Source organism: Lichenicoccus sp., from assembly GCF_965277665.1.
Classification (GTDB): Bacteria; Pseudomonadota; Alphaproteobacteria; order Acetobacterales; family Acetobacteraceae; genus Lichenicoccus.
The window spans coordinates 3,879,603-3,904,807 of the sequence record NZ_OZ255835.1 but is presented as its reverse complement, the minus strand read 5'-3'; the positions used below and the strand labels follow the sequence as shown (position 1 = coordinate 3,904,807).

Genomic DNA, 25,205 nt, shown 5'->3' with positions numbered 1-25,205 from the left:
AACAAGCCGGGCGCGGTGACAACGGACGCCAAGGCGGCCGCGCGGCTGCTGCGGCGCGCCGACATCCTGTCCGGACGCGGCCGGCTGCAGGAAGCGCTCGAGACGTGCCGGCAGGCGCTGGCGGCCGATCGCGGCATGGTCGAGATCTATCGCCGTATCGGCGCGCTCGCCTTGCTGCTGCACCAGCCGCAAGCGGCGGTGGAGGCGCTGGACATCGCCCTCACCCTCGATCCCGGGGACGCGGTAGCGCTCTCCAATTCGGGCGCGGCCCTGCGCGCGCTCGGCCGCCCGCGGGAGGCCGTGCAACGGCTGCGCGCAGCCCTGCAGATCGGCCAGTCGCCCTCTGCCTGGTTCAATCTCGGGATCGCGTATGCCGACCTGTCCTGCTGGGAGGATGCGGTCCTCTGCCACCGGCGCGCCCTGCACGGGGCTCCGGCTCACCATAAGGCTACCGCCGCCCTGCCGCTCGCCCTGATAGCGCTGGGTCGCGCCGCGGAAGCGTCCGCCATGCTCGAACACGCCCTGGCGAGCGCGCCGCAGGCCGCGCAGCTGCATACGGTCCTGGCGCAGGCGCTGTTGATGCAGGGCGACTTCGAGCGCGGCTGGCGCGAGTTCGAGTGGCGCTGGGCGGTTCCCGAGAACGCCGGCAACCGGCGCCATGCCGATCACCCGCTCTGGCTCGGCGAACCTCTCGACGGTCGACACCTGCTGATCCACGCCGAGCAGGGCCTCGGCGATACCCTGCAGATGTGCCGATATGTGCCAGCGATCCGGGACGCCGCTCATGTCGTACTGGAAGTGCAGCCGGGCCTGGTGCGACTGCTCGCGAGCCTGGCCGCGCCGTCCGGCGCCACTTTGCAGGTGGTGGCACGTGGGGCCCCGCTGCCGCAGTTCGACCTGCAATGCCCGATGATGAGCCTGCCGCTCGCGGCGGCAAGCCGGCATCCGCAAGACGTCCCGCGCCGCGTGCCCTATCTGCAGGCGGCGGAGGAGGATGTGGCGCGCTGGGGCCGGGCGCTGCCTGCGGGAACTGGCCGCAAGATCGGGCTGTGCTGGTCCAGCGGCATGCGCCCCGAGCTGGTCAGCCGCATCATCCATGCCCGCAAGTCGATCCCGCTCGCGCTGCTGGCGCCCCTCGGCGGCATCGTCGGATGCCGCTTCGTCTCGCTGCAGAAGGGCGAGGCGGCCGAGGACCTGCGTGCGCCGCCCTCGGCGCTTGAGATCCTCGACCGCTCCGACCTGATGACCGATTTCGCGCAGACCGCGGCGCTGATCCGCACCCTCGACCTGGTGATCACCGTCGACACCGCGGTGGCACACCTCGCCGGCGCTCTCGGGGCACCGGTCTGGCTGCTGAACCGCTACGATGCGGACTGGCGCTGGTCGGAGGCGCATCGCGACGCACCCTGGTATCCGACGCTGCGCCAGTTCCGCCAGCCGGCGCCCGGAGACTGGGCCGGCGTGGTGCAGCGCGTGGCGCAGGCGCTGGCCAGCGCCTGAACCGAAAGGCCGCTGCCTACTCCCGTCCCGGCTTGCCGTCGAGCATGCGTGGCAGGCCGAGCGGATTGCCGTCGCGCAGGGTTTCCGGCAGCAGTGCCTGCGGCAGGTCCTGGTAGCTGACCGGGCGCAGGAACCGGCGGATCGCCAGTGTGCCGACCGAGGTGCTGCTTCCGTCGGAGGTGGCGGGGAACGGGCCGCCATGCACCATTGCGTGGCTGACCTCGACGCCGGTGCCGAAGCCGTTGACCAGGATGCGGCCGACCTTGCCTTCGAGCAGCGGCAGCAGGCTGCGTGCCGCCTCGAAGTCGGCCTCGGTGATATGCAGGGCGGCGGTCAGCTGCCCCTCCAGCGCCTCGATCACCTGGCGCAGCGACGCGAGGTCGGGGCAGCGCACCACCAGCCCGCTGGCGCCGAACACCTCGTCCTGCAGTTCGTGCTGCGCCAGGAAGGCAGCGGCGGTGGTCTCGAACAGCGCCGCCCGCCCGGTGTTGGAGCCGCCCTGCTTGCCGCGCGCCAGCGTCTGCACGCCGGCATGCCCGGCGAGCTTGGCCACCGCGCCGTCATAGGCGGTTTGGATACCGGGCGTCAGCATGGTGGCGGCCGCGGACGCCGCGATCGCCTCCGAAGCGGCGGCGATGAAGCCATCGAGCCCCTCCCCTTCGACGGCGAGGATCAGGCCGGGATTGGTGCAGAACTGGCCCGCTCCGAGGGTGAGCGATGCGGCAAATGCGGTGCCGATCGCAGCCCCCCGCGCCGCCAGCGCGCCATGCAGCAGGATCACCGGATTGATGCTGCTCATCTCGGCATAGACCGGGATCGGCTCCGGACGGCCCTGCGCCACGCGGGTCAGCGCGGTGCCCCCGGCGCGCGAGCCGGTGAAGCCGACCGCCTTGATGCGCGCATCCGCCACCAGCGCCTGCGCCGCACCGGTGCCATCGGTGAAGATCAGCGAGAACACGCCGCCCGGGAGTGCGGCATCGGCGACCGCCTTGGCCACCGCCTGCCCGACCAGCTCGGAGGTGCCGGGATGCGACGGGTGCGCCTTGGCCACGACCGGGCAGCCGGCGGCGAGCGCCGAGGCGGTATCGCCGCCGGCCACCGAAAAGGCGAGCGGGAAGTTGCTGGCGCCGAACACCGCAACCGGGCCGAGCGGAATGTTGCGCAGCCGCAGATCGACGCGCGGCAACGGCTTGCGGTCCGGCAGTGCGGGATCGATGCGCAGGTCGAGGAAGGAGCCTTCGCGCAGCACCGCTGCGAACAGCCGCAACTGCCCGGCGGTGCGCGCCCGCTCGCCTTCGAGACGCGGGCGCGGCAGGCCGGTCTCCAGCATGCAGCGCTCGATCAGCGTCTCGCCGAGGCCCTCGATGTTGGTCGCGATGGCCTCCAGGAAGGTCGCGCGCTGCGCCAGGCCGGTCTCGCGATACGTCTCGAAGGCGTCGTGCGCGGCGGCGCAGGCTGTCTCCAGCTGGGCCGGGCTGGCGCCACCGAAGGCCGGCTCGATCGCGGCACCGGTTGCCGCCGCGATCCCGTGCACGGCACCCTCGGTGCCCCGCTCGAAGCGGCCCGCGAGCAACAGGTTTCCGGTGATGGATCCAGACATGCGGCATCTTTCCTGTGGTCCGATGCCGATGCAATGCGCCCGCAGGTCCGGCCGCGCAAGGTCAGCCGGGACCTGCGGGAGTTCAGCGTGACCTACTGGAACGGCAGATAGCGGAAGCTGAGATAGACCATGTTCTCGTCGGTCTTCGGACTGCCGCCGACACCCTCGAACGCGGTCTTGCGGGTATAGGAATACTGGATACCGGTCTGCATGGTGCCGAAATCGCCGCGCAGGAAGCGCCACCAGCCGCCGATCGTGCCCTGCACCACGCCCGAGGTGTTGGCCGTGCACGGCGCCGCCAGTGTGGACGCGATCGGCTGCTCGGTGTTGCAGCCGACATTGCTGTATAGCGGGCTGCCATAACCGTAGCCCTTCTTGCCCTCGGTGTACGCCTCGCGATGGGTGATCTGCTCGGTGCCGACATAGCTGTACAGGTCGATGCTCTTCACCGGATGCGCGACCAGCCCGACCATGGCGATGACCTCCGGCAGCGGCAGCGGTGCCCCGGTGCGCGAGAAGGTCGCGTCCGGGAGCCCGACCGACCCGTAGCGGCCGATGCCCTCGCCGACCAGCACGTTGCCCTGCAGGTCGAGGCGGCCCTTGATCACCGGGAGGATGGCGCCAGCACCGCCGCCGCCGGCCAGCACGGTGTGGTTGTCGCCATTGCCGACCACGGTCGTGCGGTCGTGCAGGAAGCGGGCGAGGCCGAACGCCTCGTAGTGGCCCCAGCCGGGGTCAGCGGTGCCCTTGAGGATCACGTCGGGCGCGATATCGTCGGAATAGCTGGTGTCGGGGTTCAGCGTGCCGCTGCCGGTGTTGGTGGCATCCACGGTGCCGTCGAGCGAGCCGGTGCCGTTGCCGCCGGTGAAATAGCTCGCCTGCGGGCTCTCGAACGACAGGCCGAGATCGAACCGGTCATTGTCGAAGCCCTTGACGAAGCGGAGCTGCGCGTTGCGGGTCCAGGCAAAGCCCGGCACGTACTGCGCGTCGATGGTGAGCGGGACATCTTCCAGGCGCGGCGTGATGCCGACCTTGTTCATGGTCAGCAGCGACCAGGCCTGGCCGCCGAGCACATAGAAGTCCCAATCCTTGCGGGCATAGGTGGCGTAGAGCTGGCGATCACGCAGCACGTAGCTGTTGCTCTCGGTGCTGTTCGAGCCGGAGCCCGAGCCCAGGAAGTCCGCCTCGTAATAGGCGCTGAGCTTGGTCACGCTGTCCGGGTCGCCCTCGGCCAGCAGCGAGATGCGGCTCTGGCGGGCGGATTCGCGGAATTCCGGCGTGTGGTAGTTCGGGCTGCTGGCATACGGGATCGAGTTGTTGAAGTTGCTGCCGATATCGAGCGTCTCGTTGCGCGACCGCGCGACGCTCTCCGCCGCGATGAAGCCGCCGAGGGTGATGCGGATGCCGGCGAGCTCGAACTGGCCCTTATGCAGCGCCGGGCCCGGATACAGCACCGGCGTCGGCACGCCGTCGACATAGACGTACGGTCCGTATTTCGGGATCGTGCCGCTGCCTGCGAGGTTCACGCTGTAGCCCGGCGGCGCCGACAGCGCCTGCGGTGCCAGCGGCTGGCCCAGCGCATTGGTGCGGCGGTCGGAGACCGACATCGCTTGCCGGTTGGCCGCCGCCGCCTCCGCGCGCGCGGCGCGCACGTCCGCGTCGCGCTGCACCAGGCTGTGCTTCATGTGGCCGAGTTCGCCCTGCAGCTGGCGGATCTGCTTCTCGATCGAGCTGATCTGCGCGCCGGTGTCGTCCGCCCGCGCCGGTGCTGTGCCGGCCATTGCAGCACCTGTCAGCGCCGTTGCTGCCATCAGGCCGGCCCTCGCGAAGCGTCGTCTATTCATGATGAGGAATTCCGTGCCCGGCAGGGACCTCCCCCCACCGTTCGGGCGCATTCTCAATAATGTTTTGCGTCCCTAACGTATCGCGATGATTTGCTTACGGTTGGGCGACAGTTCTATGACAACGCCGCCGGCAGCCAGACACTGAACAGGCTGCCCTGGCCCGGGATGCTCTCGACCAGCAGCCGCCCGGCATGCCGCCCGACGATGTGCTTGACGATGGCAAGCCCGAGGCCGCTGCCGGCGCGTCCCGCCTGGCCATCCTCGACCCGGTAGAAGCGCTCGGTCAGCCGTGGCAGGTGATGCTCGGCAATGCCCGGCCCGTCATCGCGCACCGACAGCACCACGCCGGGTGCTGCCGGCCATGCGCCGCCCTGCACCGGGCGCGCCGACACCACGATCTCCCGCGATGCGTATTTCAGCGCATTGTCGAGCAGGTTCTGCAGCACCTGCGCGATCTGGTCCCCGTCGCCGCGCACCGGCGGCAGGCTGGCGGGCATGTCGAGCCGGAGTGCGACCTGCCGTCCGGCGACCAGCGGCTCGAAGCCGTCGGTCACGGTGGCAATGACTGGCGCCAGCTCGACCCGCGCGCGCGGCCGCTCGTGCTCCATGAGCTGGATGCGCGACAGGCTCATCAGGTTGTCGATCAACCGGCGCATGCGGGCCGCCTGCGCCTGCATGATGGCCAGGAAACGCCGTTGCGCCTGCCAATCATCGGCGGCCGGGCCGAGCAGCGTGTCGATGAAGCCGATCAGGCTGGCCAGCGGGGTGCGCAACTCATGGCTGGCGTTGGCAATGAAGTCGGCCCGCATGCGCTCGACCGCCTCCTGCTGGCTATGGTCGGCCAATGCCAGCACCAGCAGGTCCGGGCCGAAATTCGGCAGCGCGCGGATCGAGACCCGCACCACGCGTGCCACCGGGACATCCATCCTGACGGTCGCGGTGACGATCTCGACGCCCTCGATGCGCGACAGGGTGTCGTCGAGCACCGGGTGGCGCAGCAGCGCCGGGACCGCGTCGCCGAACATCTCCCGGACCGCCAGGTTGGCGTGGATCAACGCGCCCTGGCGGTCGATCAGCAGCATCGGGCACGGCAGCGGCTCGATGACGTCGCCCGGCCAGCGGAACGGCTCCGGCGCGAGCCCCGGCTCCGGCGCAGCGCGGTCCGCGCCGGCGGCCGGCCTGCCCTGCCGGCGGCTCCGGAACAGCCGCACGCAATAGCCGCCGATGAAGGCGACGGTTGCGATCGGCAGGTCGATCTGCAAGACCCGGTCGGTGGTCAGCTCTGCTCGACGTCCAGCGCGTAGCCCGCCGAACGCACCGTGCGCACCAGGTCCGCCTCGCCCGGCGCATTCAGCGCCTTGCGCAGCCGGCGGATATGCACATCCACGGTGCGCACCTCGACATGGATGTCGGCACCCCATACCGCATCGAGCAAGTCCTCGCGCGAGAACACGCGGCGCGGATGGCGCAACAGGAATTCCAGCAGTCGGTATTCGGTCGGTCCCAGATGCACGGCCCGTCCGTTGCGCTGCACCCGATGCTCGCCGGGATCCATGACGATGTCGTGGAACTGCATCATGCGTCCGGCCGGCTGCGGCTGCGCGCGACGCAGCAGCGCCCGCATGCGCGCGGTCAGCGCCTCGATCGAGAACGGCTTGGTGATGTAGTCGTCTGCCCCGGTATTGAGGCCGCGGATGGAGTCCTGCTCCTCCATGCGCGCCGTGATCATGATCACCGGCAGGTCGCGTGTCTGCGGGCGGCGGCGTATCTGCCGGCACACCTCGAGACCGGACAGGCTGGGCAGCATCCAATCGAGCAGCACGATATCGGGCGAGAACTCCACCACCCGCAGCAACGCCTCCTGGCCGTCGCCGGCCTCGTCGACGAGGTAGCCGAGCTTCTCGAGGTTGTAGCGCAGCATCACCGCCAGCGCCGGGTCGTCCTCGACCATCAGCACCCGAGGCTTCTGCGCATCGTCACGAGAGGTCGCCACGTCGCTCCTGTACAGGCTGTCGGTTGCGGACTGCATCATCTATCTCCCCAAATCTTCGGCCGCCCCGTCCTCGCCCGTCGCATCCTCGTCCCTGCCCTGGACACGGTCCTGCGCCGGGCTGCCGCGCGGACGCGCGGCCGGCAGCAATTCGCCGGTCACCGAATAATGCACCTGTTCGGCGATGTTGGTGCAGTGGTCGCCGATACGCTCGAGGTTCTTGGCAATGAACAGCAGGTGCGTGCAGGAGGTGATGTTGCGCGGGTCCTCCATCATGTAGGTGATGAGCTCGCGGAACATCGAGTTGTACAGCTCGTCCACCGCCTTGTCCGAGTGCCAGACCTCGATCGCCTTGGCCTCGTCGTTCTGGCTCAGCGCGTCGATCGCCAGCCGCAGGCTCTCCTGCACCAGCCGACCCATGTTGCGCAGCGCGCCGAGCGAGAGCCCGGCATCGCTAGGACCGATGCGCAGCGACCGCTTCGCGATATTGGCGGCATAGTCGCCGATGCGCTCCAGGTCGCTGGTGACCTTCAGCGCGGAGACGATCTCGCGCAGGTCCTGCGCCATCGGCGCGCGCAGTGCCAGCATGCGGATCGCGCGCCCCTCGATCTCGCGCTCCACCGCATCGACGTCGGGATCCTGCTCCATCGCCAGCTGCGCCGCCTCGCCGTCGCGGTTCAGCACCGCGGCCAGCGCATTGGCGGTCTGGCTCTCCACCATGCCGCCCATGCGCGCCATCATCGCGCGCAGCTGGTTGAGTTCCTGCTCGTAGCTGCGGACAATGCGCCGAGGATCGTTGCTGCTCATGGCTGGACTTTCAACCGAAAGGCAAGGCTAGGGCTCTGCCCTGGACCCGCTGGGGCCTCAAGCCCCAGACCCCGATTCTTAAAGTGATGGTTTTCAAAGGCTCCGCCTTTGATGGGGTCCAGGGGCAACGCCCCTGACCTTCGTCCGCCACGGATGTCTCGCTTCAGCATTTTCTATCCAAAACGGCCGGTGATATAGTCCTGCGTGCGTTTTTCACGCGGCGCGGTAAACAGCCGGTCGGCGGACGCGACCTCGACCAGTTCGCCCATGTAGAAGAACGCGACCTGGTCGGCGCAGCGCGCAGCCTGCTGCAGGTTGTGGGTGACGATGGCGATGGTGAACTCGACCTTCAGCTCGTCGAGCAGCTCCTCGATACGCGCGGTGCTGATCGGGTCCAGCGCCGAGGTCGGCTCGTCGAGCAGGATCACCTCGGGACGGGTCGCAATCGTGCGCGCGATGCACAGGCGCTGCTGCTGGCCCCCGGACAGCGCCGCCGCCGGGGCGCGCAGCCGGTCCTTCACCTCGGCCCACAGCGCCACCCGGCGCAGCGCGTCCTCGACGCGCGCCTGCATGGCCGCGCGGTCGAGGCTCTCGTGCAGCTTCACACCGAAGGCGACATTGTCGAACACCGACATCGGGAACGGCGTCGGCTTCTGGAACACCATGCCGACCCGCGAGCGCAGCCGGTTGGTGTCGGTGCCCGGCGCGATGATGTTCTCGCCGTCGAGCAGCACCTCGCCGGTCGCGCGCTGACCGGGATAGAGGTCGTACATGCGGTTCAGCACGCGCAGCAGCGTCGACTTGCCGCAGCCCGAGGGACCGATCAGTCCGGTCACCTGCTGCTCCGGCAGGTCGATGGAGATGTTCTTCAGGGCGTGATTGCTGCCGTAATAGAAATCCAGGGCGCGCAGGCTGAGCATCGCCCGCGCGGCAGCCAGCGCCGCATCGGGACGCGTCTGGGCGAACGAGATCCCGCGCTGCTGGCGTGATGCGGCGGCACCGTTGCCGGTCTGATCGTTCATGTGCTGTCCCGTCCGCCGAGGCCGGCGCGTGCAATGATGTTGATGAGCAGGACACCGGCCGTGATCAGCAGCGCCGCGGTCCAGGCGAGTTGCACCCAGTCGTCGTACGCGGAGCCCGCATACTGGTAGATCGTCACCGGCAGGCTGGCCATCGGCGCGCGCAGGTCCACCGACCAGGAGAGGTTGCCGAGCGAGGTGAACAGCAGCGGCGCGGTCTCGCCGGAGATGCGCGCCACCGCCAGCAGGATGCCGGTGGCGATGCCGCGGCGGGCGGCGCGCGCGCAGATCAGCACCACCACCTTCCAGCGCGGCGCGCCCAGGGCGGCGGCGGCCTCGCGCATCGAGGTCGGCACCAGCCGCAGCATGTCCTCGGTGGTGCGCACCACGATCGGCACCACCAGGATGGCGAGCGACATCGCACCCGCGAAGCCGGAGAAGTGCCCGACCGGGCCGACCAGGATCAGATAGACGAACAGCCCGACCAGGATCGACGGCGCCGACAGCAGCATGTCGGAGACGAAGCGCACCACGCCCGCGACCCAGGAGCCGGTGCCGAACTCGGCGAGGAACACGCCGGCGAGCAGCCCGACGGGTGCGCCGACGAGGACCGCCAGCAGGGTCTGGATGATCGAGCCCACGATCGGGTTGAGCAGGCCGCCCCCGGCGCCAGGCGGCGCGGTCATGCGGATGAAGGTCGAGAGGTGCAGGCCGCCGAGCCCGCGCGAGACCAGCGTCGCCAGGATCGAGGCGAGTGCAGCCAGCACGATGGCGGTCGCGATGCCGCACATGGCCGTCGCCGCCCGGTTGGCCAGCCGCCGCCGGCGGGCGCGTCCGGCCTGAGGCGCCGTCCGCTCCACCAGCGAGCTGCGCGCGATGGCCGACATCGGGCTCAGGCCCCGCGCTGGCGCAGCAGCAGCCGCGAGCAGGCCAGCGTGATGAACGAGATCACCATCAGGATCAGCCCGAGTGCGAGCAGCGCCGACAGCTTCAGGCTGCCGGCCGGGCTTTCGGGGAATTCCAGCGCGATCAGCGACGCGATGGTGTTGCCCGGCGAGAACAGGCTGGCGCCGATGCGGTTGGAGTTGCCGATGACGAAGGTGATCGCCATGGTCTCGCCGAGCGCGCGGCCGAGCCCGAGCATGATGCCGCCGCTCACCGCGATGCGCGACCACGGCAGCACCACGCGGCGCATCACCTCCCAGCGGGTCGAGCCGAGCCCGTAGGCGCTCTCCTTGAGCACCGCCGGCATCGAGTTGAACACGTCGCGCATCACGGCGGCGATGAACGGCGTGATCATCACCGCCAGGATCAGCCCGCCGGTCAGCAGCCCGGTGCCGAATGGCGCTCCCGAGAACAGCCGGCCGATGACCGGAGCGTGGCCGATGCTGTCGATCAGCGCCGGCTGCACGTCCTGGGCCATCACCGGCACGATCACGAAGAAGCCCCACATGCCGAAGATGATCGACGGCACCGCGGCGAGCAGTTCGATCGCCGTGCCGATCGGGTTCGACAGCCAGTCGGGCGCCATCTCGGTCAGGAAGAACGCCACCCCGAACGCCAGCGGCACCGCCACCAGGAGTGCGATCAGCGAGGTCACGATGGTGCCGTACACCGGAGCCAGGGCCCCGTAATGGTCGACCACCGGGTTCCAGACCGCATGCACCAGGAAGCCCGGGCCGAACACGCGCAGCGCGTGGCTGCCGCCGGCCAGCATCACCGCGATGATGCCCAGGATCAGCAGCAGCACCACCATGCCGCACGCCCAGGCGATGCCGGTAAAGAGCCGGTCACCTAGCCTGTCGTTCCGCTCGGAGGCGCTCATCGAGGTGCACTACCTGACAGCGGCAGACGCTCCCGTGGTATGGCTCCAGGCTTGCCGCACGCTGGCCTGCACCGCCGGCGGCAGGCTGACGTACTGCAGTTGCGTGGCGATATCGCCACCATGGGTGAACGCCCAGTCGAAGAACTTGATCACCGCGGCGCCGCGCGCCGGATCCTTCGGGTTGGTCGGCAGCAGCACGAAAGTGGTGGACACGATCGGCCACGCGCCCGCGCCGGCGGTGTTCAGCATGTCGACCGCAAAATCGTGCGCGTCGGTCCAGTCGGCGGCAGCGGCGGCCTTGCTGAAGCTGTCCAGGTTGGGAGCGACAAACGCCCCGGCGGCGTCCTTCAGCTCGACCGTGGTCAGGTGGTTCTTGTCGGCGAAGGCGTACTCGACATAGCCCAGCCCGCCGCGGGTGTTGCGCACCACCGCGGCCACCCCGTCATTGCCGCGCGCGCCGGCGCCGGACGGCCAGGAGATCGAGGTCGCCGCCCCAACGTTCGACTTCCAGCCGGCGCTGACCTTCGACAGGTACGAGGTGAACACGAACGTGGTGCCCGAGCCGTCGGCGCGATGCACCGGGGCGACGGCGATGTCGGGCAGCGCCAGGCCTGGGTTGAGGGCGGCGATCTGGCGATCGTTCCACATGGCGATATCGCCGTTGAACAACCCGGCCAGCACCGCGCCGGTGAGGCGCAGCTGGTTCGGGCTGATGCCGGGCAGGTTCGCGATCGGCACCACGCCGCCGATCACCGTCGGGAACTGCAGCAGCGCGTTGGCACTCAGCTTGGCACTCGCGACCGGCGCATCGGAGGCGCCGAAATCCACCGTGCGCGCCATCACCTGGTTCTGGCCGGCGCCCGAGCCGAGCGCCTGATAGTTCAGCGTAATCCCGAGCGTGCCCTTGGCGGCGGCCCCCCAGGCGCCGTAGATCGGGGCGGCGAAGGTCGAGCCGGCGCCAGTGATGTCGACCGCCCGAGCCGCATCGGGTGCGAGCGGCAGCAGACCGGCGAGGCTGGCAGATAGGGCAAACAGCACAGCACGCATGCAGAGGGCCTCCCGTTGTCGAGGCGGCTTTACAGGGTGGCGATGGCGTCCATGTTTCAGTGATGTGACGGTTGCATGACAGTCGCGACCCGGGGGCGCCCCGGGACAGCCGGCTCAGTAGCGGTAGAGGTCGTGCTTGAACGGGCCCGAGGCGCCGACATCGATATAGGCCGCCTGCTTCTCGGTCAGCCTGGTCAGCTCGGCGCCGACCTTGGCGAGATGCAGCGCCGCCACCTTCTCGTCGAGATGCTTGGGCAGCGTATAGACGCGGCGCTCGTACTTGCCTTCCGGTGCGGTCCACAGCTCGATCTGCGCCAGGGTCTGGTTGGTGAACGACGCCGACATCACGAATGACGGGTGGCCCGTGCCGTTGCCGAGATTGACCAGCCGCCCCTCGGACAGCACGATCAGCCGGCGGCCGTTCGGGAACTCGACCTCGTCCACCTGCGGCTTGACGTTGTCCCACTTGTGGTTGCGCAGCGCGTCGATCTGGATCTCGCTGTCGAAGTGGCCGATGTTGCAGACGATGGCGCGGTGCTTCATCTCGCGCATGTGCTCGATGCGTATCACGTCCACATTGCCGGTCGCGGTCACGAAGATGTCGCCTCTGGGGGCAGCGGTCTCCATCGTCACCACCTCGTAGCCCTCCATCGCCGCCTGCAGCGCGCAGATCGGATCGACCTCGGTCACCAGCACCCGGCAGCCGGCATTGCGCAGGCTCGCCGCCGAGCCCTTGCCCACGTCGCCGTAGCCTGCGACGACCGCGACCTTGCCGGCCATCATCACGTCGGTGCCGCGGCGGATCGCGTCCACCAGGCTCTCGCGGCAGCCGTACAAATTGTCGAACTTCGACTTGGTGACGCTGTCGTTGACGTTGATCGCCGGCACCGCCAGCGTGCCCTTCTTGGCCATCTCCCACAGGCGATGCACGCCGGTGGTCGTCTCCTCGGAGATGCCGCGCACCTCGCGGAGCAGCTCGGGATACTTGTCGTGCATCAGCACGGTCAGGTCGCCGCCGTCATCGAGGATCATGTTCGGGGTCCAGCCATCCGGGCCGCGCACGGTCTGCTCGATGCACCACCAGAATTCGTCCTCGGTCAGGCCCTTCCAGGCGAACACCGGAATGTTCGCGGCCGCGATCGCGGCGGCGGCCTGGTCCTGGGTCGAGAAGATGTTGCACGACGACCAGCGCACGCTCGCGCCCAGCGCCATCAGCGTCTCGATCAGCACCGCGGTCTGGATCGTCATGTGCAGGCAGCCGGCGATGCGGGCCCCCTTGAGCGGCTTGCCGGTGCCGAACTCGTCGCGCAGCGCCATCAGGCCGGGCATCTCGCCCTCGGCGATGGAGATCTCCTTGCGGCCCCATTCCGCGAGGGAGAGATCCTTCACCTTGTAGTCGGCCGAGGTGGCGGCGGTGCTGATGACGTTCATGGATGTCCTGATGCTGGTCCGGCGATTTCGCTACGGCCTATACAGTCTGGCGCACGCGGATGGAACCGCAAGCTAGGGGTCGGGGTCCTGGGCGGTCTCCTGGGCCGCGAGCGCCAGCACCGCGAAGCTCGCCAGCCAGTGCTCGCCCATGTAGTCGCCGGCAACGTGCGGCAGGGCGGCGGCGAGATGCGCCTCGGCGGCGTCCAGCATGACGGGGCGCCTCGGATCCCGGTCGGGCAGCGCGCGAGCCAGCCGGCGCAGGCACCAGGCGCGGCTGAGATTGAGGCCGTCGAGATGCGCGATCTTGCCGTCGCTGCGGTCGCTGACCGTGGCCGGCTCGAACAGCGTGGCGGGGAGGCGCGCAGCCAGGTGCGGCAGGAAGGCGTCGAACCAGGGCAGGAACTGCCCGGGCGGCAGCACCCGGCGCATGCACTCGGCCTCGATCAGGGCCGGCGAGAGGAAATCGTCGCCGCCCGGCTCCCAGGCCTGGATCGCGCGGTCGTTGCCATACCAGCGCCCGGCGGTCTCGTGCAGCAAGGGGCCGAGCCCGCCATGGTCTGCTGCCAGCGCGAGCGCGAAGGCGGTGTTGAAGTGGGTGCCGGCGCGGACCGGATAGGTCGCCCTGGGCAGGAAGTCGCGAAACCGGGCCAGCATGACGGCTTCGAGTGGGGCCAGGGCGGCGCTCCAGCGCTCGCAGCCGGGATGCCGCAGTTCGGCCGCCAGCTGCAGCAGCCACGCCCAGCCATACGGACGCTCGAAGGACCCTGTGCCCGGTCGCTCGAAGTAGGCGCACTCGACACCGACATTGGGCTGGACCAGATGCTCGTCGAACAGCGCCCGGATCGCCGGCGCCGGCGGCGTGTGCGGATACAGCCGCAGCAGGTGCGCCAGCATCCAGTACGAGTGCACGCAGGAGTGCCAGTCGAGGCTGCCATAGAACACCGGATGCAGCGCGCGCGGCGTGCAGGCGTCCCGGGAACCGTGCAGCAGGTGCGCCAGATGGTTGGGATATTCCCGGGTGACATGACCGAGCGCCACCTGCGCCAGCCGGGCCGCGAGGTCCGCGTCCAGCCTCATGCGCGTGTCCCGGCAACCCGCCTGCCATCCACCCAGACACCGGCCATGTTTGCCCGGGTCGCGCCGAACAGCGCCTGCAACCGGTCGTCGTCGCTCTCGCCCGGGTGCAGCCTGATGTTCGATCCCGGCGCATCGGCGTCGAGCAGGATGGCATCGAACCGGCTGCCCTGGGTGAACCGCCCGACCGGCAGCCCGAGCGCGTCGCCACCGCCCGCCGTCGCCAGCCAGAACGCCTCGCGGAACCCGATCCTGGCCGCATCGCCCTGGCCTCGCATCGACCGGTCGCGATCGGGATCGACGCCGGAGGCCAGCAGGCGTGCCGACAGCACCGCCTGGCGCGCATTGTCCAACACCGACGGGCTGTAGCCGCCGGCGAGATCGGTGCCGAGGCCGACCAGCAGGCCGCGTTGCAGCGCCTTGTGCAGCGGGAACACCGCGTCCGAGAAGAACACGTTGGAGATCGGGCAGTGCGCGATCGCGGCACCGCTTCCTGCGATCAGGTCCATGTCGTCGTCGCCGATGAGGTTGCCGTGCGCCAGGATGCTGTGCCGGCGCAGCAGGCCGAAGCCGTCCAGGCTCGCGGTATCGGAGCGGCCGGTGCGCGCGGCCACGAATCCATGCTCCCAGTCGCTTTCCGAGCAGTGCGTCTGCACCAGGCAGCCGGTCTCCTGCGCGAGCCGGCCGAGGCCATGCAGCAGCGCGTCGGTGCAGGCCGGGATGAAGCGCGGGGTGATGATCGGACGCACCAGGCCTGCTTCGTTGCCCGGCAGGTCGCGCACGCCGTCGATGTGCCGGCGCGTCGCCGCGATCGCCTGCGCCGCATCCGCGTTGCGATAGAAGTCCGGGCACTCTGCCGCATCGTCCATCGCCACCAGCCCGACGAAGGCGCGCTGTCCTGCACGCAGGCAGACCCGCGCCAACTCCAAGCTGGGCGCCTCGTGGATGGTTGCGAAATAGACCGCGCTGGTGGTGCCGTTGGCGAGCAGGCAGCCGACCAGGTCGTCATAGACCGCGCGCGCGAAGTCCAGGTCGGCATACCGGCTCTCGAGCGGAAAGGTGTATTGCTGCAGCCAGCGCTCGAGCGGCAGGTCCAGCGCGCGACCGGCCTGCGGCCATTGCGGCGCATGCACGTGCAGGTCGACGAAGCCGGGGATCAGGGTGTGGGCCGGGCTCAGCGCCAGCAGCGTTCCCGCGCGCGCGGCCGCAGCCACGGCCGCGGCAAAGCCCTCGCTGCCGGCCGGATGCAGGGCAGCGACGGCGCCATCGGCCGCCACCTCCAGCGCCGCGTCCTGGTGCCGCTCCAGGCCGCCGAGGCACGGCGTGTGCATCACCGCCCCCCTGATGGTGAAGGGTCCGGCCGGCGGACGGTCGCGCTCGTCGGGCAACAGAGGGCTCCTGCGTATGATGAGCGGCGCCGCTCGGCCGTCAGCACCTGTCGGCCTGGCGCAGACCGCCATCCTCGGAGTGCAGCATGCGCTGGCGATGGATGTCTATGTCACAACCTGATGACGATGCCCTGGCTGTCTGGTGGCAACCTGTCGGTAGTGCTCAGGCCCGGCGTTTGGCGGCCGCCTTGCGCGGCGGTGCGGCCTTTGCGGCAGGCTTGACCGGCTTCGTGGCCGATGCGGACTTAACGGTCCCGGCCTTGGCTTTCGCTTTCGAGCCGGCCGAGGCTTTCGCAGCAGCCCCGAGCGTCTTGGCCGAACTCTCGCCGAGGCTCTGGCGCAGCGCCGCCATCAGGTCGACGACGTTACCGCGCGCCTCCTCCGGCTCGGGTTCCGGCGCAACGCCCTTGAGCTTGGCCTCGATGACCGCCCGCAGGCGGCTCTCGTAGCGATCCTCCATGTCGGCAGGCTCGAAGCGGGTGGTCTGGCGGTCGATGAGCTGGGTGGCCAGCCCGACCATCTCCTTGTCGGCGACCGCCTTCGGCAGATCGGCGAACAGGTCGTCCGGATCGGCGATCTCGCGCATGTCGTGCAGCGTGTGCAGCACCAGCCCGTTCTGCATCGGCAGGATCGCGACCGCGCGCTCGCGCCGCGCGATCACCAGGCGCGACAAGGCCACCCGGCGGGTGCGCCCGATCGCCTCGCGCAGCACGACATAGACATCGTCCTGCCGGTCGCGCGCATTGCCGTCCGGCACGACATAGTAGCTGGCATCGTAGTAGATCGGATCGATGCTGTCGGCCGGCACGAACTTGTCGATCTTGAGCACGCCGGAACTCTCGATCTTCGCACTCTCGAAATCCTCGTCATCGAGCACGACGTAGCGATCCTTCTCGAACTCGTAGCCGCGCTTGAGGTCGCGACGCGACAGTTCCTGGTCTGTCTCGGCATCGAGCGTGACGGTGCGCACGCGGTTGTTGGTCTCGGGATTGATGAAGTGGAAATGCAGCGTCTCGCTCGGCTGGCGCACGCTGTACAGCGCGACCGGACAGGAGACGAGCGCCAGCCGCAGCAGGCCGCGCCAGATCGGACGTTCGGCCATCGCCGGTTCCTCTATTCCTTAGCGGGTCTGAGTTCGCGGCGGTCGCGCTCGAAATCGCGCCAGGGATCGGCGCGGCGCACGCGATCCGGCACCGTGCGGATCGTGAACGCCTTGATGTCCAGCTTCGGCGTGACCTCGCGCCAGGACAGCGGCGTCGCCACGGTGGCGCCGGGACGCGCACGTGGCGAATAGGACGCGACCGCCGTGGAGCCGAGGCCGTTGCGCAGCCAGTCGACCAGGATGCGCCCGCTGCGCCGGGTCTTGCGCGTGCTCGACACATAGAGCTCGGGCGCATCGCGCTGCATGCTCTCGGCAAAGCGGCGGGTCCAGGCGCGCACCGCATCCCAGTCCATGCGCGTGCTGACCGGCGCCACCACATGCAGGCCCTTGCCGCCGCTGGTGCGCGGATAGCAGGCGAGCCCGGCCGCCTCGAGCCGCCGCCGGACCTCCAAGGCTGCCGCCACCGTGCGCGCGAACGGCACGTCGTCGGCCGGGTCGAGGTCGAACACCAGCCGGTCGGCATGCGCCGGATCGCAGCCCGGGCTGCCCCAGCCATGCAGCTCTATCGCCGCGATCTGCGCCGCCGCGACCAAGCCCGCCACGTGGGAGAGCGCAAGGTATGGCGCATCGTCCTGCGTGCCCTCGCGCAGCGCGTCCGGCATGCCGCGGGTCTTGTGCTTTTGGAAGAAATGCTCGCCCGCGATGCCGTCCGGGCAGCGCACCAGGGCGAGCGGGCGATCCGCGATCTCCGGCAGCGCCCGCGCCGCGACCGCCTCCCAGTAGGCGGCAAGATCCGCCTTGGTCACACCCGGGTCGCTGCCCTGGCGGGGCCAGAGCAGCCGGTCCGGATGGGTCAGGCGCTGGCCCGCGACCTCGCGCACGTCGCGGCTTGCCGGCTGCGTCGCTGTCACGATGCGGCTCGGCTTCGGGTGTTCCGGCACCACGTCCGCAACCACTTCGCCGGCGGGCTTGTCCTCGCGCAGTCCGAGGAAGCTCGCCTGCCGGAACATGCCGTCCTCGGTGATCCCGGCGAAGCGCAGTTCCGCCACCAGCTCCGGCTTCACCCAGCGTGCATCACGCGGCGCCGCGGCGCGGTTCTGCAACTGCTTCGGCGCGGTCCGGGTGGCCAGCGCGCGCAGCCTCTCGTCGAGCATGCGCAGCGTCTGCCCGGAGAAGCCGGTGCCGACGCCGCCGGCAAAGCGCAGCCTGCCGAGGGCGTCGTGTCGCGCCAGCAGCAAGGCGCCGAGATGCGCGCGGCTGCCCTGCGGCGGCGTCGAGCCGATGATCACCGCTTCCTCGCGGTTCTCGCATTTGAGTTTCAGCCAGTCCCGGCCGCGACCGGCCTTGTACGGCGCGTCGAGCCGCTTGCAGACGATGCCCTCCAGCCCGACCTTGCAGGCCTCGCGGCCGACCTGCGCCGCCTCGGAGGCGAGGTGCTCGCTGAGCCGGATCAGGCCGGTGGTTCCCTCCAGCCCGGTGCTTCCCTTAAGCAACGCCGCGAGCGCCTGCTTGCGCTCGCTCAGCTTGCGTGACCGGAGGTCGCTTCCGTCCCGGTGCAGCAGGTCGAAGGCGTAATATACCAGGCTCCTGGTGCGTCCCGTCCGGAGCACTTCCTGCAGCGCCCCGAAGGACGACCGGCCGTCGCGGTCCAGCGCCACCAGTTCCCCATCGAGCAGCAGCGTGGAGGCCGGCAGCGCCGCGACGGCGGCAGCCAGGGCAGGCACCCGGTCGGTCCAGTCGAGGCCGTTGCGGGTGAACAGCCGCACCGCGTCACCATCGCGCCGGCACAGCATGCGGTAGCCGTCGAACTTGATCTCGCTGATCCAGCCGGCTCCGGCCGGCGCCTCGGTGACCAGCGTGGCAAGCTGCGGCGCCTGTGTCTCCGGCAACGGGTCGCGCGCATCCTTCGGCTTGCGCTTCGCGCTGTTGCCGGCGGGCACCTTGACCGGCTTGCGCGGCAGCTGGCGCTCCAGCGCAGCCGCATCCGCGCCGGGCGCGACGGCCGCGTCCTGCTCCTTGATCAGCAGCCAGCTCTCGGCCTTTTCCGGCACTCCGGTCTTCGACAGGTGCTGCTTCAGCCGGACCAGCACGAAGCCGCCATGCAGCCGGTTGCCATCGAGGACGAACTTCAGCTCGCCCGCGCGCAGCGCCGCCGCGGGGTCGTCGGCCAGCGGGCGCCAGTGTCCCTGGTCCCACAACTCGACGGTGCCGGCGCCGTAGTTGCCGGCCGGAATGGTGCCCTCGAAGCCGGCATAGTCGAGCGGATGATCCTCGACATGCATCGCCAGCCGCTTGTGCTTGGGATCGAGCGAGGGTCCCTTCGGCACCGCCCAGCTCCACAGCACGCCGCCATGTTCGAGCCGGAAGTCCCAGTGCAGGCGGCTTGCGTCATGCTTCTGGACCACAAAGATCGGGCCGGCCTTCGGAGCGCCGCCCCGGGAAACCCCGCCGCGCGGCTCTGGCGTGCGGGAGAAGTCCCGCTTGTCGTCGTATGAGCGGGGCGGCTTGCTCCGCGATGCTGCGGTTGTTCGGGCCATAACGGCGCAGCAACGTCCTCCACGCTGGCCGGTTGCCGCCGCTTCGGTTAACCCTGCCGCCATCGCCACTCCGATCGCTCTGCGACCGGGGACAGCAGCAGTGCGCGAAGACAGGAGCCGCCTTTTGGATAACCAACCGGACGCCAGCCCGAACCCGAGCCCGGCCCCGACGCCGCCATCCGCCGCGGCCATCCAGTCGGTGCCGAACGCCTATGTGGTCGGCGCCACCGCGCAGATCTCCGAACGCGGCCAGCACACGCTCAAGCACGGCGACCTGTTCGGGGTGTTCGACCATAGCGGCAACATCCTGTTCGGTCCGGGCATCGCCGACGGCCTCTACTACCTGGACACCAGGCACCTGTCGGCGCTGTCGCTCAGCCTGTGCGGCGTGCGGCCGATCCTGCTGTCGTCCACCCTGCGCGAGAACAACGCGACGCTGTCGTGCGACCTGACCAACCCGGAACTGCAGATCCAGGCGCCAAAAGACGCCAAGGACGCCCGCAAAGACGCACCCACCGCCTGCGAGACGCTGTCGCACGACCTCATCCACGTGCGCCGCACCCGGTTCCTGTGGAACCGCGCCTGCCACGAGCGGCTGCTGCTGCGCAATTTCGACGTGCAGACGCGCGATGCCAGCATCGAGATCGAGTTCTTCGCCGATTTCGCCGACCTGTTCGAGGCGCGCGGCACGCCGCGCGCCAGGCACGGCACGCTGTCGCCGGCGTTGGTCGACGAGGACAGCGTGCTGCTGTCCTATACCGGCCTGGACCGGCGCGTGCGGCGCACCCGGCTGCGCTTCGAGCCGCGCCCGGCCCGGCTGACGGCGACCAGCGCCCGGTTCGACCTGTCGCTCAGACCCGGCGGCCGGCTCCTGGTGCATCTGGTGATCGAATGCGATCCGGACCTCGACGAGGGCCAGGCCAGCGCCGTCAACCGGGCCCGCCCGGCGGAGCAGTTCCTGTTCTCGATGGTCGAGGCGCGCCGCGCGCTGCGCGTCTCGTCGGCCCGCGCGGCCGCCATCGCCACCTCGAACGAGATCTTCAACGAGGCGATCCGGCGCTGCATCTCCGACATCTACATGCTGGTGACGGACAAGCCGACCGGCCCGTATCCCTATGCCGGGGTGCCCTGGTACAGCACCGCGTTCGGACGCGATGCGCTGATCACGGCGATGCAGATGCTCTGGCTCGACCCGGCGATCGCCCGCGGCGTGCTGGCCTTCCTGGCGGAGAACCAGGCCAGCACGGTCGATCACGTGGCCGACGCCGAGCCGGGCAAGATCCTGCACGAGACGCGTCGCGGCGAGATGGCGGAACTCGGCGAGGTGCCGTTCCGGCATTACTACGGCAGCGTCGATTCCACGCCGCTCTTCATCATGCTGGCCGGGCAGTATCTGGAGCGCACCGGCGACGTCGCCAGTATCGCCAGCCTGTGGCCCAACATCGAGCGCGCCATAGACTGGATCGACCAGTACGGCGACCGCGACGGCGACGGCTTCGTCGAGTACGGCCGCCGCAACGAGAACGGCCTCGCCAACCAGGGCTGGAAGGACAGCTTCGACTCCGTCTTCCACGCCGACGGGGCGCTGGCGGACGGGCCGATCGCGCTGTGCGAGGTGCAGGGCTATGTCTATGGCGCCAAGCTCGCCGCGGCGGCGATCGGCCGCCGGCTCGGGCACACCGCGCTGGCGCAGCGGCTGGAGACCGAAGCCGCCGCATTGCGGGTCGCCTTCAACGTCAAGTTCTGGCTCGACGATCTCGGCACCTATGCCATCGCGCTCGACGGCAGCAAGCGGCCGTGCCGGGTGCGCTCCTCGAACGCCGGACATACGCTGCTGACCGGGATCGTGCCGCCGGAGCGTGCCGCGCGCATCGTCTCCGGCCTGATGAGCCGCACCTTCTTCTCGGGATGGGGGATACGCACCATTCCGGTCGGCGAGACCCGTTTCAATCCGATGGCGTATCATAACGGCTCGGTCTGGCCGCACGACAATTCCCTGATCGCGCTCGGGCTGGCGCGCTACGGCTACAAGGACGAGGCCGCGCGGCTGTTCGCAGCCCTGTTCGACGCGGCGCTGTACGCCGATCTGCGTCGGCTGCCGGAACTGTTCTGCGGCTTTGCCCGGCAGCGCGGCGAAGGACCGGTCCGCTACCCGGTGGCCTGCTCGCCGCAGGCCTGGGCGGCCGCCACCCTGCCCTCGATGGTGCAGGCCTGCCTCGGCCTGCGCTTCGATCCGGCGACGGTGACGGTGCATTTCGACACCCCACGCCTGCCCGCCTTCCTCGACGAGATGACCCTCTACAACCTGGCCGTCGGCGGCGGCAGGGTCAGCGTGCATCTCTCGCGCCTCGGCGGCGAGGTGGCCATCAACGTCCTGGAGCGCGAAGGGCCGATCAAGGTGCAGATCACCAGCTGATCACTAGTGCATTGCTATAGTGCAGCTTTAGGAGCCATCGTCTGATCGGATCACGATCCCGTCATTCTTATATGCATGCGATCCCGAAACGATATATCCTGGGCAATCCGAGGCTTGACAGCGAGGCGACCCGAGGTGCGAGCAGATCCGGACGTAGCAGCGTCCCTCGTGCCAGGTCCCCCTCCCGTTGTGCCCGATCCGCTCCCCTTGTCGCCTGCCCCGCCGGCCACGCACGCCATCGCCGCCTCGCCTCCGGTCGCCCGCCTCGCAGCAGGTGCGACGCACCTCGCAGAGCAGATGCTGGAGGTGGCGCTCTGTGCGGCCGATCTCGGAAGCTGGTGGTGGGATCTCGAATGCGATGTCGCACTCTTCGACGATCGACTGCTGGCGATGGCAGGCTACGAGGCCGGCGAGCTGCGCCACCGGGACTGGCGCGAGCTGCTGCACCCCGACGACCGCCTGCACCTCTACGAGAGCGTGCAGGCGCATCTGGAAGGGCGCGCCGCGCAGTACCAGGCCGAGTTCCGGCTGCAGCATCGCGAGGGCCACTGGCTCTGGCTGCTGTCGCGCGGACGGCTGATGCCGCATGACGGCCGCTCGAAAATGGTCTTCGGCATCCAGGTCGACCTGACCCGCCGCAAGCGTGACGAGATTGCCCTGGCCGAGGCTCGCGATCTGCTCGAGGGCGTGCTGGACGGCGCCCAGCTTGCCTCCTGGCGCTACGACTGCCGCACCGGCCGCACCACGCGCAACCGGCGCTGGAGCAGCCTGTTCGGCTATGCCCGCGGCGAGATCGACGAAAGCGGCTCCGGCTGGCTGTCGCTGATCCATCCCGACGACCGCGCCACCGCCGAGCGGACGGCCCGGGATAACCTGCTCGGCCTGAGCGAGAGCACCCGCAGCGAATATCGCATGCGGTGTGCCGACGGCGGCTATCGCTGGGTGTTGGACTGGGGCCGCATCATCCTGCGCAACGCCGAGGGCGAGCCGCTGGTGATCTCCGGCACGCTGATGGACATCGACGCCGATCGCCGGGCCAAGGAGCAGATCGAGACCAGCCGCCGGGCGCTGGCGCAGAGCGAGGCCCGCGCCCGCTACGCCGCACTGCATGACAGCCTGACCGGCCTGGCGAACCGCGCCGGCTTCAATGCGGCGCTGCATGAGCGGATCGCAAGCCTCGGCGCCGGCGGCTCGCTGGGCGTGCTGTATCTGGACCTCGATGACTTCAAGCTGGTCAATGACGGCTCCGGCCACCAGGCGGGCGACCATGTCCTGGTGGAGGTCGCCCGGCGGCTGCGCGCGACCTGCTCGCGCAAGAGCCTGGTGGCGCGCATCGGCGGCGATGAATTCGCGGTCCTGGTATCGGACATGCACAATGGCGAGTTGCGTACGCTGGCCCAGGCGCTGGTGGGGGCGATCTCGGGCACGCTGAGCCTGCCGTCCGGACGGGTCCGCCTCGGGGCCTCGATCGGCGCCACCCTGCTGAGCGGCCCGGCGCCCCCGGACGCATCGCCGGCCACCGTGCAGGCGTCCGGCGATGAATTGCCGCCGCAGGGGGCGCCCGCCGACGCCGCGCTGTACGAGGCCGACCTGGCACTCTACCACGCCAAGAAGAACGGCCGGGGCCGCTACTGCATCTACCGGCCCGAGATGGGTGAGGAACTGCGGCGGCGCCGCGCGCTGGAGATGGACCTGCGTGGCGCGCTGCCGGCCGGCGGCCTGGAACTCGCCTACCAGCCGCAGCGCAGCGGCAGCGGCCGGCTGATCGGCGTCGAGGCGCTGGCGCGCTGGACCCATCCCGACTACGGCGCCGTCGGACCCGACCAGTTCATTCCGATCGCCGAGCAGGGCGGCCTGATCGAGGATCTCGGCCTGTGGGCGATCCGCCGCGCGATCCGCGATACCCACGCCCTGGGCGCGCTCCGGGTCGCGGTCAACGTGTCGCCGCTGCAGCTGCGCGCGCCGGGCTTCGTCGATGCGGTCCGTGCCGTGCTGGCCGAAACCGGCTTCACCGCCGGACGGCTCGAGATGGAGATCACCGAAAGCGTCCTGATGACACGTGACGCCCAGACCAGGACCAACCTGCTCGGCCTGCAGCAGGCCGGCATCCTGCTGGCGCTGGATGATTTCGGCAACGGCTATTCCAGCCTCAGCTACATTGCCGACATGCCGATCAGCCGTCTCAAGATCGACCGCTCCTTCACCAGCCAGCTCGAGACCAAGCCGGCCATGCCGGCGATCATGCGGGCCTTCCGCGACCTCGGCGCCGGGCTCGGCATCGCCGTGATGGCGGAGGGCATCGAGACCGTCAGCCAGCAGCAGACGCTGGAGGCGCTCGGCATCAACGAGTTCCAGGGCTGGCTGCACGGCCGCCCGATGCCAGTCGCACAGCTCACGGAACTGGTGGCGAGCGAGAGCCGCCGGCACGGATTGCGCGCGATCGTCGCGTAGCAGGCTAAAGCTTTTGGCCTGCACTCGCGGCATTCCGGCGCGCGTTATCGGTTCGCAACATGGCAGCGCAGTGTTCCGAAATTGAGCCGGCGGACTACAGTATTATCCGGACAGCACAATTAAGACTTCGGCCTGAATACATGTGCCGCTCGGCCGGATCGACCGGTTACTTCGATCAAGGAAACGTTAATTGGCCTGATCTCTGCCTGCTGCAAGACTGCTTCAGCTGATGAGACTACAGGTAGAGCCATGACTGCCAAGCCGGTTATCCTGATCGTGGAAGACGACGAATTGATCCGAATGCTGGTGGCAGAAATCCTGCGCGAGAACGAGTTCGACGTCGTCGAGGCCGCGAATGGCGGGGCCGCGATGGTCGTCGTCCTCAAGCGCCCGGAAATCGGTTGCGTGTTCACCGATGTCAGGATGCCCGGCGAGCCGGACGGTTTTACCCTCGCCAAATATGTGCGGAGGATCCGCCCGGATTGCCCGATCGTGCTGACCTCCGGCCACGCGAGGCCGCAGCCAGGGGACCTCGATCAGGGCACCTGTTTCGTCAGCAAGCCATATAGCGGCTCGCAGCTGCTCACACTCATCAACAGCGTGATGGCAACGGCCCCGGCCGGCCAGGCCGCGGCGTCGATCGCGCGCCTACAGTAGCGAACAGGCGACAGGCTTTTCATTCTTCCTCGTGCGGGATCTGAGCCAATTCGGCTATACCGCTGACGGAATAGGCAACGAATTCCTCGTCGCCGATCCTGAGGCGGACCTGACGCCTGGCATGGGCGGTGACATACTGGCTCAGCACCGCCGCCGTTCTCGGCCCGAAGACCATCTCCGACCTCGCGCCGTGCCGCTCGACGAAAAACTGGCCCACCTGCTTGAGATCTCCGGTGCGGCGCCCACGCGAGATGCGCAAGCCCTGCGCCTCCAGCTCCTGCACCACCCGGACGACCTCTGCCTGGAACAGATGGCTATGGCGTTCCTCGTCTTCGGCGGGCTCTAGGACAAGCTGGTAATTGCAGCTCATGGTGCTGGACGATCCAAGCCGGGATTGTCTGCAAGCTTAGTGAGTGGACGCTTCTACTGCCAGGTAATATCTCGTTTCATCACGACGAAATACGGATCACCGCCTGCGCAGCATCCGATCACCTGGGATCGCTTTGCAAACATCCGC

At 69.3% G+C, this 25,205-nt stretch carries 19 protein-coding genes; 4 read left to right on the top strand and 15 right to left on the bottom strand.

Going from position 1 to position 25,205, the window contains the following annotated elements; all coding sequences use genetic code 11:
* The first annotated feature begins 15 nt into the window (after window positions 1–15).
* Complete coding sequence (locus ACQY4O_RS18265; RefSeq protein WP_428377868.1) at window positions 16–1,500, top strand: tetratricopeptide repeat protein; 1,485 nt, start codon at window positions 16–18, stop codon at window positions 1,498–1,500.
* A gap of 16 nt (window positions 1,501–1,516) precedes the next feature.
* Here ACQY4O_RS18265 and ACQY4O_RS18260 read toward each other — a convergent pair whose 3' ends face one another.
* The 14 genes from ACQY4O_RS18260 to ligD all read right to left on the bottom strand — a co-directional run bounded on the left by ACQY4O_RS18260 (window position 1,517) and on the right by ligD (window position 19,164).
* Window positions 1,517–3,100, bottom strand: coding sequence for an aldehyde dehydrogenase (NADP(+)) (locus ACQY4O_RS18260; RefSeq protein WP_428377866.1), 1,584 nt, complete (start codon window positions 3,098–3,100; stop codon window positions 1,517–1,519).
* A gap of 92 nt (window positions 3,101–3,192) precedes the next feature.
* Window positions 3,193–4,881 carry a hypothetical protein gene (locus ACQY4O_RS18255; protein ID WP_428377864.1) on the bottom strand — a complete coding sequence of 563 codons (1,689 nt, stop codon included), beginning with the start codon at window positions 4,879–4,881 and terminating at the stop codon, window positions 3,193–3,195.
* 176 nt (window positions 4,882–5,057) lie between these two features.
* Entirely contained in the window at window positions 5,058–6,206 is a 1,149-nt protein-coding gene (locus tag ACQY4O_RS18250) for a sensor histidine kinase (protein WP_428377862.1), read from the bottom strand.
* 14 nt (window positions 6,207–6,220) lie between these two features.
* Window positions 6,221–6,895, bottom strand: coding sequence for a phosphate regulon transcriptional regulator PhoB (gene phoB, locus ACQY4O_RS18245; protein WP_428378242.1), 675 nt, complete (start codon window positions 6,893–6,895; stop codon window positions 6,221–6,223).
* Window positions 6,896–6,976: 81 nt separating this feature from the next.
* Complete coding sequence (gene phoU, locus ACQY4O_RS18240; RefSeq protein ID WP_428377860.1) at window positions 6,977–7,741, bottom strand: phosphate signaling complex protein PhoU; 765 nt, start codon at window positions 7,739–7,741, stop codon at window positions 6,977–6,979.
* 173 nt (window positions 7,742–7,914) lie between these two features.
* Window positions 7,915–8,661 carry a phosphate ABC transporter ATP-binding protein PstB gene (gene pstB / locus ACQY4O_RS18235; protein WP_428378241.1) on the bottom strand — a complete coding sequence of 249 codons (747 nt, stop codon included), beginning with the start codon at window positions 8,659–8,661 and terminating at the stop codon, window positions 7,915–7,917.
* A 98-nt stretch (window positions 8,662–8,759) separates the two neighbouring features.
* A complete protein-coding gene (gene pstA, locus ACQY4O_RS18230) occupies window positions 8,760–9,647 on the bottom strand; it encodes a phosphate ABC transporter permease PstA (protein ID WP_428377858.1) in 888 nt (295 codons plus the stop codon).
* 5 nt (window positions 9,648–9,652) lie between these two features.
* Window positions 9,653–10,585 (bottom strand): phosphate ABC transporter permease subunit PstC, encoded by a 933-nt coding sequence (pstC, locus tag ACQY4O_RS18225; protein ID WP_428377856.1) that lies wholly within the window; start codon window positions 10,583–10,585, stop codon window positions 9,653–9,655.
* 9 nt (window positions 10,586–10,594) lie between these two features.
* Window positions 10,595–11,632, bottom strand: a complete 1,038-nt coding sequence (gene pstS, locus ACQY4O_RS18220) for a phosphate ABC transporter substrate-binding protein PstS (protein WP_428377854.1) — start codon at window positions 11,630–11,632, stop codon at window positions 10,595–10,597.
* A gap of 114 nt (window positions 11,633–11,746) precedes the next feature.
* Entirely contained in the window at window positions 11,747–13,063 is a 1,317-nt protein-coding gene (gene ahcY, locus ACQY4O_RS18215) for an adenosylhomocysteinase (protein WP_428377852.1), read from the bottom strand.
* 72 nt (window positions 13,064–13,135) lie between these two features.
* A complete protein-coding gene (locus ACQY4O_RS18210; protein ID WP_428377850.1) occupies window positions 13,136–14,140 on the bottom strand; it encodes a DUF2891 domain-containing protein in 1,005 nt (334 codons plus the stop codon).
* Window positions 14,137–15,525 carry an amidohydrolase family protein gene (locus ACQY4O_RS18205; RefSeq protein ID WP_428377848.1) on the bottom strand — a complete coding sequence of 463 codons (1,389 nt, stop codon included), beginning with the start codon at window positions 15,523–15,525 and terminating at the stop codon, window positions 14,137–14,139. The genes ACQY4O_RS18210 and ACQY4O_RS18205 overlap by 4 nt, the downstream gene beginning before the upstream one ends.
* 163 nt (window positions 15,526–15,688) lie before the next feature.
* Window positions 15,689–16,627 (bottom strand): Ku protein, encoded by a 939-nt coding sequence (locus ACQY4O_RS18200; RefSeq protein WP_428377846.1) that lies wholly within the window; start codon window positions 16,625–16,627, stop codon window positions 15,689–15,691.
* 11 nt (window positions 16,628–16,638) lie between these two features.
* Window positions 16,639–19,164 carry a DNA ligase D gene (ligD, locus tag ACQY4O_RS18195; protein WP_428377844.1) on the bottom strand — a complete coding sequence of 842 codons (2,526 nt, stop codon included), beginning with the start codon at window positions 19,162–19,164 and terminating at the stop codon, window positions 16,639–16,641.
* Window positions 19,165–19,288: 124 nt separating this feature from the next.
* On the opposite strand from ligD, the gene ACQY4O_RS18190 reads away from it, so the two are divergent.
* The 3 genes from ACQY4O_RS18190 (at window position 19,289) to ACQY4O_RS18180 (ending at window position 24,688) form a co-directional block, all read left to right on the top strand.
* Window positions 19,289–21,580 (top strand): amylo-alpha-1,6-glucosidase, encoded by a 2,292-nt coding sequence (locus tag ACQY4O_RS18190; RefSeq protein ID WP_428377842.1) that lies wholly within the window; start codon window positions 19,289–19,291, stop codon window positions 21,578–21,580.
* A 207-nt stretch (window positions 21,581–21,787) separates the two neighbouring features.
* The gene (locus tag ACQY4O_RS18185; RefSeq protein ID WP_428377840.1) at window positions 21,788–24,031 is read left to right on the top strand and encodes a putative bifunctional diguanylate cyclase/phosphodiesterase; all 2,244 of its coding nucleotides are present in this window, start codon (window positions 21,788–21,790) and stop codon (window positions 24,029–24,031) included.
* A 249-nt stretch (window positions 24,032–24,280) separates the two neighbouring features.
* Window positions 24,281–24,688, top strand: coding sequence for a response regulator (locus ACQY4O_RS18180; protein WP_428377838.1), 408 nt, complete (start codon window positions 24,281–24,283; stop codon window positions 24,686–24,688).
* Window positions 24,689–24,707: 19 nt separating this feature from the next.
* On the opposite strand, the gene ACQY4O_RS18175 is transcribed toward ACQY4O_RS18180, so the two are convergent.
* Window positions 24,708–25,058, bottom strand: a complete 351-nt coding sequence (locus tag ACQY4O_RS18175) for a hypothetical protein (RefSeq protein ID WP_428377836.1) — start codon at window positions 25,056–25,058, stop codon at window positions 24,708–24,710.
* Window positions 25,059–25,205 lie beyond the last annotated feature (147 nt).